Raw genomic sequence first — 12,515 nt, forward strand, 5'->3', positions numbered from 1 at the left:
CCATACTGCCCACTGTTTATACCTTAAAAACGTGCCGGTTGATAATTTTTTGCCAAAAAAACAAAACCCCCGGAGACCGGGGGTTGAGAAAACTACTGGTGAAGCAGGGGCATTACATCATGCCGCCCATGCCGCCCATTCCGCCCATACCGCCGCCGGCACCACCTAAATCAGGTTTGTCGTCACGGGGCAGTTCGGTGATCATCGCTTCAGTGGTGATCATCAGACTGGCAATGGATGCTGCATATTGCAGTGCAGAACGGGTGACCTTGGTCGGATCCAGGATACCCATGGAGATCATGTCGCCGTACTCTTCCGATGCCGCGTTATAGCCCATGTTGCCGTTGCTGGCTTTAACGTTGTTGGCGATGACGGAAGGTTCTTCGCCGGCATTGGCCACGATCTGACGCAGCGGCGCTTCCATGGCGCGACGGGCAATCTTGATGCCGACGTTTTGATCTTCGTTATCGCCACGCAGTTCGGTGATGCTGTTGGCAACGCGAATCAGCGCAACGCCGCCGCCGGCGACCACGCCTTCTTCAACCGCGGCACGGGTAGCATGCAGGGCGTCTTCCACGCGGGCTTTTTTCTCTTTCATTTCCACTTCGGTAGCGGCGCCGACTTTGATGACGGCTACACCGCCGCTCAGCTTGGCGATACGTTCCTGCAGTTTTTCACGATCGTAATCGGAAGTGGCGTCTTCGCTTTGCTGCTTGATGGTGGCGATACGGCTGTCGATATCGGCTTTATCACCGATACCGTCGATGATGGTGGTGGTGTCTTTGGTGATAACCACACGTTTAGCCTGGCCCATGTCTTCCAGAGTGGCTTTTTCCAGTTCCATGGCGATTTCTTCGGAAATCACGGTACCGCCGGTGAGGATGGCGATATCCTGCAGCATGGCTTTGCGACGATCGCCAAAACCAGGGGCTTTCACCGCGGCGACTTTAACGATGCCGCGCATGGTGTTCACCACCAGGGTGGCCAGGGCTTCGCCCTCAACGTCTTCAGCGATGATCAGCAGCGGTTTGCCTGCTTTGGCAACGGCTTCCAGCACCGGCAGCATTTCGCGGATATTGGAGATTTTTTTATCAGCCAACAGGATGAACGGGCTTTCCAGTTCAATGGTGCCGGTTTCCGGTTTGTTGATGAAATAAGGAGAGAGGTAGCCGCGGTCGAACTGCATACCTTCCACCACGTCCAGTTCGTCTTGCAGACCTGAACCTTCTTCAACGGTAATCACGCCTTCCTTGGTCACTTTTTCCATGGCTTGAGCAATAAGCTGGCCCACGGTTTCATCGGAATTGGCGGAGATGGTGCCCACCTGGGCGATGGCTTTGAAATCGGAACAGGGCACGGACAGTTTTTTCAGTTCTTCAACCGCGGCGATAACCGCTTTGTCGATACCGCGTTTCAGATCCATCGGGTTCATGCCGGCGGCAACGGCCTTCAGGCCTTCATTGACGATGGATTGAGCCAGAACGGTGGCGGTGGTGGTGCCGTCGCCCGCAGCGTCATTCGCTTTGGAGGCGACTTCTTTCAACATCTGGGCGCCCATGTTTTCGAATTTGTCTTCCAATTCGATTTCACGCGCTACGGAGACACCGTCTTTGGTGATAACGGGCGCACCGAAGGATTTATCCAGCACAACGTTACGGCCTTTGGGACCCAGGGTCACTTTTACCGCGTCTGCCAGGACATTAACGCCGCGAAGCATTTTGATGCGAGCGTCGTTACCGAATTTTACGTCTTTAGCTGCCATTTGAATTTCCCTTAAATTCGTTCAGTTCAGATGATTACGCGCGAATTACGCCTCAACAATTGCCAGAATGTCGCTTTCGGACATGATCAAGACTTCTTCGTTATCGATCTTTTCTACTTTCACGCCATAACCGTCGTTGAAAATCACGATGTCGCCTACTTTCACATCCAGCGCTTTGATTTCGCCGTTTTCAAGGATGCGGCCATGGCCAATCGCCAGGACTTCGCCACGGGTGGATTTGCCCGCCGCGGAACCGGTCAGGACGATACCGCCGGCCGATTTGGATTCAACTTCTTTGCGCTTGACGATAACGCGATCATGTAATGGACGAATTTTCATTGAAAGCTCTCCTTAAGAAAGTCCGTATCTGTTTCGGGATGAATGCCAGGCATGCCCTCATGCCCGGCCTCGTGGTGTTTAAGATGGGGGCGTTCAGTTACGCTTCAAGGGGGAAATGAAGATTTTTTTTGCCCGAATGGCCATATTTTACACACTGCGAATGAAACACATTCTAAATCAATCAGTTAAATAACATGTTTCTTCATGTGCGATTTTATCTATTTTCATCGTCCGGGTGATGCTCGATGCGGTCGCGGGAAACGTCTTTACGCTTGAACTCTCCTTCGAACGTCTCGCCGCCGCCCTGGGAACCGAAGCCGCCGCCGCGCTGAAAATGCAAATAGGGCAGCAACCGCAGGGTCAGGGAAGTCTGCACGGGGGGCAGCAGCAGCAGCAGGCCGAGGAAATCGGTAAAAAAGCCCGGCAATAACAGTAAAAATCCCGCCAGCAGGACAGACACGCTTTTGATCATTTCCGCCGCCGGGCTTTCGCCATTGGCTATCTTGACCTGCATTTGGGTCAGGATGATGATGCCCTGCGCCCGAACCAGCGATACGCCGATAAACGAGGTCAGGATCACCAGCAGCAGGGTAAGCAGCACGCCGATGGCCTGCGCCACCTGGATAAACAGGGTGATTTCGATATAAACCACCAGAAAAATAACCAGCAAGGGTAACCAACGCACCAGACTCTCCTCAGAGTAAATTCAACCGCTTAATATAACGCCTTTAATTGTAATGGCATCAGCGCAGGCGTTATTCAACCCGTGGACCGGGCTTCTTTACCACACTTTACACCTAGTGCGCTTCTGTAATAAAAAAGTTAAACATTCGTGATCAAGTTAATAGCCGATAAAGCTTTTCAGCATATAATGACGCACACAATGCGCATTGCCAGTGTAACGCGCTGGATATTAAAATGATTGCGCTATTATCCCTTAACACCAGTCCACATCATCGCTTTTTAAGGAAGTACGCCATGGCGAATAACATCCGTATAGAAGAAGACCTGCTAGGCACCCGTGAAGTTCCCTCCGACGCCTATTATGGCATCCACACCCTGCGCGCCATCGAAAATTTTCGTATCAGCAAGACTAAAATCGGCGATATACCGGAATTCGTGCGCGGCATGGTGCTGGTAAAAAAAGCCGCGGCATTGGCCAATAAAGAGCTTAATACCCTGCCCCCTGCCATCGCCGATGTCATCGTCGCCGCCTGCGATGAAGTCCTGAATAAGGGCCGCTGCCTGGATCAATTTCCCATTGACGTCTTCCAGGGGGGCGCCGGCACCTCGGTGAACATGAACACCAACGAAGTGCTGGCCAATATCGGCTTGGAGCTGATGGGGCATCATAAAGGGGACTATCCGTTCCTCAACCCCAACGATCATCTCAATAAATGCCAGTCCACCAACGACGTTTATCCCACCGGCTTTCGCATCGCGGTCTACAGCTCCATTCTCACCTTGATAGACGCCATCGATCGCCTGGGAGAGGGGTTTGAACGCAAGGCGCGGGAGTTTTCCACTATCCTCAAAATGGGCCGCACCCAGCTGCAGGATGCGGTGCCCATGACGCTGGGCCAGGAATTCCACGCCTTCGCCGTTCTCCTGAAAGAAGAAAACAAAAACCTGCTGCGCACCGCCGAACTGCTGCTGGAGGTGAATCTCGGGGCCACCGCCATCGGCACCCGACTCAATACCCCGGAAGGCTATCAGGTCCTGGCGGTGCAAAAGCTGGCCGAGGTCAGCGGCCTCCCCTGCATCCCGGCGGAAGATCTGATAGAAGCCACCTCGGACTGCGGCGCTTATGTCATGGTGCACAGCGCATTAAAGCGCCTGGCGGTAAAACTCTCAAAAATCTGCAACGACCTGCGCCTGCTCTCTTCCGGCCCCCGCGCCGGCCTCAATGAGATCAACCTGCCCCAGCTCCAGGCCGGCTCCTCCATCATGCCCGCCAAGGTCAACCCGGTCATTCCCGAGGTGGTGAACCAGGTTTGCTTTAAAGTCATCGGCAACGACACCTGCATCACCATGGCGGCGGAAGCGGGCCAACTGCAGCTTAACGTCATGGAACCGGTTATCGGGCAGGCCATGTTTGAATCCATCCATATCCTGACCCACGCCTGCGACAACCTGCTGGAAAAATGCATCGGCGGCATCACCGCCAACCGGGAGGTCTGCGAATCCTATGTCTTTAACTCCATCGGTATCGTCACCTTCCTGAACCCGTTTATCGGCCATCATAACGGGGATATCGTCGGTAAGATCTGCGCCGAAACCGGTAAAAGCGTCCGCGAGGTGGTGCTGGAGCGCGGTCTGCTCACCCCCGCGCAGCTGGATGATATTTTCTCGCTGGATAACCTGATGCATCCGACATACAAAGCCCGGCGCTACGACGACGAAAAACAGTTATAACCGTACGGCCCGCGGCGGGATAACCGGTTATACTGCGGTGGTCATCATCACAGGAGGCCATCATGGCAGCGCATTCCCCGGACCGCACACATCCCGCCGTCCAGCCTATATCCCCCGGCCATCCCGGCAGCGCCGCACCGGGAAACGTGGTGGTGCTTTGCACCGCGCCCGATGAAGCCGCGGCCCGCGATTTGGCGGCCAAACTCCTGGATAACAAGCTGGCGGCCTGTGTTACGATGCTGCCCGGCGCCCTCTCCCTGTATCGTTGGGAAGGCGAACTGGAGCAGCAGCAGGAAGTACAGATGCTGATCAAAAGCCATACCCGGCATCAACAGGAGCTGATTACGTTGATAAAAACCCACCACCCCTATGAAACCCCTGAACTGCTGGTGCTGCCCGTACTGGGCGGGGATGCGGATTATTTGTCATGGCTCAACGCCTCTTTACGCTGATTGTCCTGGCGCTGCTGCTCGGCTTCCCGCCGGCGTCGGCCGCCCTGTTCGGCGGCAACGCCGCCCCGGCTTTCGTCAAGGCCGATGAGGCGTTCGCTTTTGATTTCCAGCGGCACGGCACCGATATCCGCCTGAATTGGCGGATTCGTCCGGGTTATTATCTCTATCGCCAGCAGATCAAGCTCGAACCGGTGGATGCGGTGCTGGGCAAGGTGGTCATGCCCGCCGGCGGCAATCACCACGATGAGTTCTTCGGCGATACGGAGATCTACCGGAACACATTGCAGATTGGCATCCCTTTGCAGCACGCGGCCGAAGGCGCCACGCTGCGGGTCACCTATCAGGGCTGCGCCGATGCCGGGTTCTGCTACCCTCCCGAAACCCGCACCGTTCCCCTGCCCATCGCCTCGGGGGACATGTTCGCTTCACTCGCCCCCGCCGGGACCGTTTCACCAGCGCCGGCCACCGCCGCCTCGCCCTTTTCCCTATGGTGGGCGCTGCTGATAGGTATCGGAATTGCCTTTACCCCCTGCGTGCTGCCCATGTACCCGCTGATTTCCGGTATTATCCTCGGCGGCGACCGGGCGTCCCTCAGCACCGGCCGGGTGCTGCTATTGTCCCTGGTCTATGTCCAGGGCATGGCCATTACCTATACCCTGCTGGGCATCGCCGTGGCGGCGGCGGGATTGCCGCTACAGGCGGCACTGCAGCAGCCGGCGGTGCTGATTGTCCTCTCGGCGCTGTTTATCGCCCTGGCGCTCTCCATGTTCGGTCTGTTCACGTTGCAACTGCCCTCCTCGGTGCAAACGCGCCTGACCCTTTGGAGCAACCGGCAACGGTCCGGCTCGCCCTGGGGGGTATTTGTCATGGGCGCGCTGGCGGCGCTGTTTTGCTCCCCCTGCACCACCGCTCCCCTCAGCGCGATATTGCTGTATATTGCCCAGAGCGGCAATCTCCTGATGGGCGGCGCCACGCTGTATCTTTATGCCCTGGGCATGGGCATTCCGCTTATCCTGGCGGCGTTGTTCGGCCACAGACTGCTGCCCCGCGGCGGCGCCTGGATGAAACAGGTTAAAGAAGGGCTTGGTTTTGTTATCCTGGCCCTGCCTATCTTTCTGCTGGAGCGTATGCTGGGGGACCGGTGGGGCGACCGGCTATGGAGCCTGCTGGCGGTGGCGTTTTTCGGCTGGGGGTTTTTACTGAGCCTCAAAGGCGCCTATCGCGGCAGCCGCATCGTGCAAATCGCCCTGCTGGCCGTTATGCTGGTAGCGGTGCGGCCCTTGCAGGACTGGGCATTTCCCGCCGAACGGGGCGCCGGCGCCGAGGCAAATCTTGCCCCTGCGCCGGGATTTAACCGGATCGGAACGCTGGATGAATTGACCCGCGAGGTCAATAACCCCGCCGGCAAACCGGTTATGCTGGATTTTTATGCCGACTGGTGCGTGGCCTGCAAAGAGTTTGAGAAATACACCTTTAACGCCGCCGGGGTACGGCAGGCCATGGACAGGATGACGCTGCTCCAGGCGGACGTCACGGCCAATACCCAGGAACATGCCGCACTGTTGAAGCAGCTGCGGGTCCTGGGTTTACCGACCATTATGTTTTTTGACGCCCAGGGACGGGAAATCCCCGATTCCCGGGTGACGGGCTTTATGGACGCGGCGGAGTTTCAGCGGCACTTACAGAAAATTATCCCGTAGACTACCTGTTTCAACGGGACCAGCCAGCTTTCCGGAGGCTTTTATATGGAGGCATCTATGCAACGTGAACACGTCCTGAATCGCGCGTTAAACCTGCTGGAGCAAAAAGGGTTTACCCGTGTAACGCTTGAGATGCTGGCGGATGAGCTTTCCATCCCGGTTGCGCAGCTCCAGCAGTTCTGGCCCGAACGCGAGGCTTTACACTATGACTGCCTGCGTTATCACGCCGATCAGATCGACAGCTGGCGCAGTAAAGTCCTGCTGGACAATACCTTAGACCCGCAGCAGAAGCTGCTGGCGCGTTACCGGATACTGGACGAGCAGGTACGCCAGCAGCGTTATCCCGGCTGCCTGTTTGTGGCCGCCTGCACGTTTTACCCCGCCGCCGACCACCCGATTCACCAACTGGCCGAGCAGCAAAAACAGGCATCCTTTACTTACACCCATGCGCTGCTGACCCAGCTGGAAGCCGACGACGCCACCATGGTCGCCCATCAAATGGAGCTGATTCTAGAAGGTTGCCTGAGCAAATTACTGGTTAAACACCAGTTGCAGGATGTGGCCATCGCAAGACGCCTGGCGGAGGATATTCTACGGCTGGCGCTATGCCGTAAAAACGGCGCGCTGGCATGAAGCAGCACGCAAATTTGCCTGAAAAGAGAGCAATTAAGCGGGATTTAAGGTGAAACCGCCATAAACACATTGACGAAATGCGGTCAATACGGTTTAATGCGGCCCGTTGCCCGGATAGCTCAGTCGGTAGAGCAGGGGATTGAAAATCCCCGTGTCCTTGGTTCGATTCCGAGTCCGGGCACCACTTCTTCTTTTTTTATGCTTTCTTATGAATCCCTATATATCTTAAATTCAATAGGTTAGCGTAAAAACCCTTTCCGATACGTTTTGATTTATCCCTAGGTATCCGGAAAATGTGGGGTCAAATTGCGGGTCATTCAGTTCGATGAATGGAGTGACCCTCACATGGCTCTAACTGACAGTAAAATTCGCGCTGCAAAAACCTTCGCAAAATCCTACAAAATCACCGATGCCCAGGGTCTGTATCTACTGGTATCCACCAGCGGCTCGCGTCTGTGGTATTTCCGCTACAGCTTCGGCGGCAAAGAATCCCGCCTGGCCTTAGGCGCCTATCCGCAGGTCACGCTGGCGGAGGCCCGTGAAAAGCGCGACGCTGCCCGCAAGCTGCTGGCATCCGGCATCTGCCCTTCCCTGCCCCGTGAATCCGAAAAAACCGCTGTAGACGAAACCCGCACCTTTAAACACATCGCAACCTCGTGGCACACCAGCAGCCTCAGACTCTGGTCGCAAAGCCACGCCGATAAAATCCTTACCTGCCTGAAACGCTATACCTTCCCTATGATTGGCGAAATGGATATCGCAGAGATTGAAACCCGGCATCTGGCGCAGTTAATCAAAGCCATTGATGACAAGGGCGTCCATGACGTCGCCGGAAGAATGCGCCAGTACCTGACCAAAATCATGCGTCACGCCGTGCAACAGGGCATCATCAAATACAACCCCGCGTTCGATCTGGGTGGCGTTGTGACGCCGATTGTGGCCCAACATCTTCCTGCCCTGCCATTGCGACGCCTGCCAGAACTTTTGCAGAACATAGATAACTACAAAGGTCGGATACTGACCCGCCTGGCGCTGGAACTGAATCTGCACGTCTTTCTGCGCTCCAGCGAGTTGCGCTTCGCCCGCTGGGAAGAGTTTGACCTGAAAGCACATATCTGGACGGTGCCCGCGCAGCGCGAAGCCGTAAAGGGCGTGAGATTTTCAGAGCGGGGCGCAAAGATGAAGGACGAGTATCTGGTGCCACTATCAAATCAGGCAGTTACTCTGCTAAAACAGATCCAGGCGTTTACCGGCGAGTCGGTCTTCGTTTTTCCGGGTGCGCGTGGTCTGGACAAACCGATGAGCGAAAACACCATTAATAAAGCGCTACGTGTGATTGGCTATGACACTAAAACTGAAATATGCGGCCACGGCTTCAGGACGATGGCTTGCAGCGCTCTGAACGAGTCCGGGCTGTGGTCAAGAGATGTCATCGAGCGGCAGATGAGTCATAAGGAACGCAACGGCGTGCGGGCGGCCTATGTGCACAAAGCGGAACATCTGGAAGCCCGAATCGAGATGATGCAGTGGTGGTCGGATTATCTAGACGTCAACCTCGAAGGTTATGTCGCGCCGTATATTTATGCGCGGCAGTATAAATCGTCCGAATACTAGTCAACTAGCATAAAACAAGATCTCTTCCATCAGGAACTGTTCGTTATGCTCTAAGATAATTTACCGTAATTTTTTCCGCATTCAATCAGGAAAAATTCGGAATTATTCACAAGTGAATATTTTAAGGCAGTGACTAACAATATTGCAGTTACTAAAGAGAGAACCTTTTAGACATACTATCGACTTAAACCGTCACACACCGTTTTTGATACTATATGCTAGGAGTGTCTAAATCTCAGATACTTTCCTAGCGCCTAGTGAACGACTGTCATTTTTGATTCGAATGGTTTACCCGATTTTATGACTCCAAAGGCAAGTTGAAGAAGCTTTTTTATGGTGGCTCAATTTATCGATTTTACAGATTTATTTTTGTTCTTCAGCCCATTGCAAAGTGATGCAACGATTAGGTAAAACGTCGTAGCAATTAAGGCTGGCGCATAAAGTGCTTTTTCTCAAAACCCAACATCCCTTTTTTTGACAATATTGTTTTAAACTTAGATATGCCAGTTTCCTGGAGCATACATTTAAACCGGCATACGCGACTAGCACTTTATGATTTTTAATAACGTGCCACATAACCAATATATCCAACAAGATAACGCTCAATACCTTACCCCACTTTCCCGATGTCTATGCAAAGATTATGAGTGTGATTCCTTAAAAAGTGAAAATGTGACCGTGTCCGGATGAATGTGATGGTTGAATGGAACAAGTAGGACTGTAACATTTAGAGAGGAGGCGACAGGTTTTATCGTAATGCTGATGTAAGAATTATGTGTCAACATACTAAGTTTAATAAATTTGTGAACACGCGAATCTATCGCTGTTGATCTCCTGCAAACAAGCACCTCCATTACAACTCAAACATCATATGATATATTCTCGACAAATGATTAAATATAAAATTCACGATCATATAATCACCTTTCTTACACTACTTTGACAGTCTTAATATTGTTAAACAATTTTTTCAATAACCCATCAAAGAAAAAAAGTGTTTATGATAAACAAAGCCACCACGTACTTAATGCTGAATATACAAAAAATATTAACACGGAAATTGTAATGAACATGGGTCAAAAATAATATAAAACATTATAATTTGATAAATTTAGAAAAATATTTTGTTTTTACAAAAAGTAGAACACTAAAAAAGGATAACACAATGGAAATATATGCCAATGATTCTAATGCGATATAAATATTGTGTTCAATTAATTTACCAAAGATAAGATTAGATAACCCATACCCTATTCCACAAAATATAGTATAAACTGAAAATACGTATGTTGTTGAAAATTTTCCGACAAGTTCAGAAACTAAGAAATCTAATTCAGGAAGTATTATAAGTTCGCCCAATGACAGAAGAAAGAAACCGACCCATAGCCAAACAACACTATTTTGTAGGTAAAACATAATATATCCACCACAAATAAAGGCAAACCCTAATGCTATAGCAAGCATGTGAGAATGCATAAAATATTTTGTTATAAAAAATGTGACCACCCCCTGAAGAGCAATAAGTGTAATAGCATTAAATGAAAGTAAATAGTTTATAAGACCACCATAATTCAATGTCTTAGATATATAGAACGGCAGCAAAAAATATATTTGCGAATAAACAAACCACATTGAGAAGGCCAAAAGGAAAAGAACGTCTAACCCTAAATTCTTGATAAAAATCAGATGCTTTAATTTAAACCTACCAAATACATCGGCATAAACAACTTTAGGCGCTTTAAAATAAAATAATGAGTTTAAAAAGGCACCTAAATAAAAAAATGAAGATAATAAGAGCGAAAGCCCGATATTAAAATGAGAAAAAAAACCAGTAATAAGAGGACCAACTACCGCTGTTAAGTTCGCTATCCAAATTTGCAGAGTAAAATTTTTCAATTTTGATTTTTTTTCGACAATATTTCCACTTATATAGGTTTGTATCCCAAGGATGTTTATCGATATTCCAACCCCACTAATAATAACGCTACCTATAATAATATAGAAATTATTAGAGATAAAAACTAAAACAAGACCTAAAGACGCACTCAATGTACCAAACATAATAATTTTTTTTATATTATGAGAAAGAGAAGGAAAGATGAATAGTGGTAAACTTCCTCCCTTAACAGCAAACGCAAAAATTGCCATAATATAACCAACAGATATGGTGTCAAGGTTTTTAGTGTTCATTAAGATAATTGAAAACAATGGAATGGTAACATAGTAGCCCATTCCCGTGAAAATCCTATTAATACCCAAAGTTTTTAAATTTTTGATTACTTCATTCATTACGTTGCGCTCCAAGCAGTTATATCGTATTACTAATWAATGGTTTTTACCTCTACTATATATGATATATTTTTTATAAATTCATCTGCATCTTCTTTGGCGGCTTTCAAGCTATCTGCGACAGTATAAAATTCAAATATAAGATCTTTATTGGATTTTATATCTGTGATCTGAGCTCCTATTTTTTTTAGCAAATTCAAAGACTTTATCCGATTTACGAATTTTTCCTGCTGAAATCCTTTTACTTCTATAAGTTTTCCACAACATTGTGCGCCAACATACCGTGATTCGCAATATCTATTTTTTGTCCTTTTAAGATTTGGTTCATCTCCTATCAGGATTTCTATAAGCGTTTTTATAGGATCAATACCCGTTGCTTCATATATCATAGGTGCAATAAGTGCGCCACAAAGTCTAGGGTTTAAATCAATTATCTGAATATCTCCATTCTTTTCTTCTATAAATTCTATATGTAAAATGCAATTATCAAAATTCATTATATTGATAATACTTTCAATATAAAATTTTGATTTCTTTTCATTTACCAGCTTTGCGGGAAATCCTGCACCGGTTTCAGCAAAATATGGATAACCGCTTATAATTCTGTCCGTAAATCCTAAACAGTAACTTTCATGCTTATATACTACATATTCCGCACTATATACATCCCCTTCCAAATACTCCTCTGCAATGGCCAATTTATTCAAGGTGATGCCACGACCGAAACCAGGGTAGTTAATTAACTCTTCATACGCAATATTGAGCTCAATTAAATTTTTACAAACTGAAACCGCGACACTTGCAGCACCGTCAACAGGTTTGATAACACAAGGGAAGCCAATTTCATCCGGGACATAAGCGAGGCTGTTAATATCCTTAATAGAAATAAATTTTGGCATAACGTATCCATTTTTTCTTAAAAAATCACGCCATGCATATTTGCTTCTCGCTAACTTAATAGCTTCATAATTATGATTTTTTATACCTAATGCCTTAGAAATGTAGGCTGCTTGTTCAACATAAAGTTCGCTGAGACTAGTAACAGCGCTAAATTGATGTGCAGTATTTAATTTTTTTATGTATTCAACCAGGTCAATGATATGATACAAATCCGTTTTATGTTCATAGACTTTCTCAGCATCATTGAGGGGATTACCTAAGGATGAATCATAAAAACTTTTATCGCTTGTGACAACATAAGTAAGGATACCCATATTCCTGCATATCCTCAATGCCTTCGCACCTGTACTTTCCATACCCGGATTCAACTCAATAAAAAGTATGCTTTTTGACATTTTATATACCTTGATA

General features: G+C 49.1%; 10 protein-coding genes and 1 tRNA gene. 6 read left to right on the top strand and 5 right to left on the bottom strand.

The window, feature by feature from the left end; translation table 11 throughout:
• Window positions 1-112: 112 nt before the first annotated feature.
• The 3 genes from groL to ACL2XO_RS23475 form a co-directional block, all read right to left on the bottom strand.
• Entirely contained in the window at window positions 113-1,762 is a 1,650-nt protein-coding gene (gene groL / locus ACL2XO_RS23465; protein WP_413725582.1) for a chaperonin GroEL, read from the bottom strand.
• A gap of 45 nt (window positions 1,763-1,807) precedes the next feature.
• Window positions 1,808-2,101, bottom strand: a complete 294-nt coding sequence (locus ACL2XO_RS23470; RefSeq protein WP_132925602.1) for a co-chaperone GroES — start codon at window positions 2,099-2,101, stop codon at window positions 1,808-1,810.
• Window positions 2,102-2,315: 214 nt separating this feature from the next.
• Window positions 2,316-2,786, bottom strand: coding sequence for an FxsA family protein (locus tag ACL2XO_RS23475; RefSeq protein ID WP_413741611.1), 471 nt, complete (start codon window positions 2,784-2,786; stop codon window positions 2,316-2,318).
• A 293-nt stretch (window positions 2,787-3,079) separates the two neighbouring features.
• Between ACL2XO_RS23475 and aspA the strand changes: the two genes are divergently transcribed.
• From aspA to ACL2XO_RS23505, 6 genes are all read left to right on the top strand, one after another.
• On the top strand, window positions 3,080-4,516 hold the full coding sequence (gene aspA / locus ACL2XO_RS23480) for an aspartate ammonia-lyase (RefSeq protein WP_132925598.1): 1,437 nt from the start codon (window positions 3,080-3,082) through the stop codon (window positions 4,514-4,516).
• 62 nt (window positions 4,517-4,578) lie between these two features.
• Window positions 4,579-4,968, top strand: a complete 390-nt coding sequence (cutA, locus tag ACL2XO_RS23485; protein WP_413741612.1) for a divalent cation tolerance protein CutA — start codon at window positions 4,579-4,581, stop codon at window positions 4,966-4,968.
• Window positions 4,944-6,668 carry a protein-disulfide reductase DsbD gene (locus ACL2XO_RS23490; RefSeq protein ID WP_413741613.1) on the top strand — a complete coding sequence of 575 codons (1,725 nt, stop codon included), beginning with the start codon at window positions 4,944-4,946 and terminating at the stop codon, window positions 6,666-6,668. The genes cutA and ACL2XO_RS23490 overlap by 25 nt, the downstream gene beginning before the upstream one ends.
• 57 nt (window positions 6,669-6,725) lie before the next feature.
• On the top strand, window positions 6,726-7,301 hold the full coding sequence (gene dicD, locus ACL2XO_RS23495) for a division control transcriptional repressor DicD (RefSeq protein WP_203524008.1): 576 nt from the start codon (window positions 6,726-6,728) through the stop codon (window positions 7,299-7,301).
• Between the two features lie 108 nt (window positions 7,302-7,409).
• A tRNA-Phe gene (locus ACL2XO_RS23500) sits at window positions 7,410-7,485 on the top strand.
• Between the two features lie 161 nt (window positions 7,486-7,646).
• Window positions 7,647-8,915, top strand: coding sequence for a tyrosine-type recombinase/integrase (locus ACL2XO_RS23505; protein ID WP_413741614.1), 1,269 nt, complete (start codon window positions 7,647-7,649; stop codon window positions 8,913-8,915).
• 1,095 nt (window positions 8,916-10,010) lie between these two features.
• On the opposite strand, the gene ACL2XO_RS23510 is transcribed toward ACL2XO_RS23505, so the two are convergent.
• Together ACL2XO_RS23510 and ACL2XO_RS23515 are read right to left on the bottom strand one after the other, a co-directional pair.
• Window positions 10,011-11,204, bottom strand: a complete 1,194-nt coding sequence (locus tag ACL2XO_RS23510) for an MFS transporter (protein WP_413741615.1) — start codon at window positions 11,202-11,204, stop codon at window positions 10,011-10,013.
• A 32-nt stretch (window positions 11,205-11,236) separates the two neighbouring features.
• Window positions 11,237-12,499 (bottom strand): ATP-grasp domain-containing protein, encoded by a 1,263-nt coding sequence (locus ACL2XO_RS23515; RefSeq protein WP_413741616.1) that lies wholly within the window; start codon window positions 12,497-12,499, stop codon window positions 11,237-11,239.
• Window positions 12,500-12,515 lie beyond the last annotated feature (16 nt).

This window comes from Sodalis sp. RH15 (genome assembly GCF_047324255.1).
Lineage (GTDB): Bacteria > Pseudomonadota > Gammaproteobacteria > Enterobacterales > Enterobacteriaceae > Acerihabitans > Acerihabitans ligni.

What these genes read in the sequence shown, in the direction of transcription:
- aspA (WP_132925598.1), top strand. Translation starts at nt 3,080, where the DNA reads ATGGCGAATAACATCCGTATAGAAGAAGACCTGCTAGGCACCCGTGAA.
- cutA (WP_413741612.1), top strand. Translation starts at nt 4,579, where the DNA reads ATGGCAGCGCATTCCCCGGACCGCACACATCCCGCCGTCCAGCCTATA.
- ACL2XO_RS23490 (WP_413741613.1), top strand. Translation starts at nt 4,944, where the DNA reads ATGGCTCAACGCCTCTTTACGCTGATTGTCCTGGCGCTGCTGCTCGGC.
- groL (WP_413725582.1), bottom strand. Translation starts at nt 1,762, where the DNA reads ATGGCAGCTAAAGACGTAAAATTCGGTAACGACGCTCGCATCAAAATG.
- ACL2XO_RS23510 (WP_413741615.1), bottom strand. Translation starts at nt 11,204, where the DNA reads ATGAATGAAGTAATCAAAAATTTAAAAACTTTGGGTATTAATAGGATT.
- ACL2XO_RS23505 (WP_413741614.1), top strand. Translation starts at nt 7,647, where the DNA reads ATGGCTCTAACTGACAGTAAAATTCGCGCTGCAAAAACCTTCGCAAAA.
- ACL2XO_RS23470 (WP_132925602.1), bottom strand. Translation starts at nt 2,101, where the DNA reads ATGAAAATTCGTCCATTACATGATCGCGTTATCGTCAAGCGCAAAGAA.
- dicD (WP_203524008.1), top strand. Translation starts at nt 6,726, where the DNA reads ATGCAACGTGAACACGTCCTGAATCGCGCGTTAAACCTGCTGGAGCAA.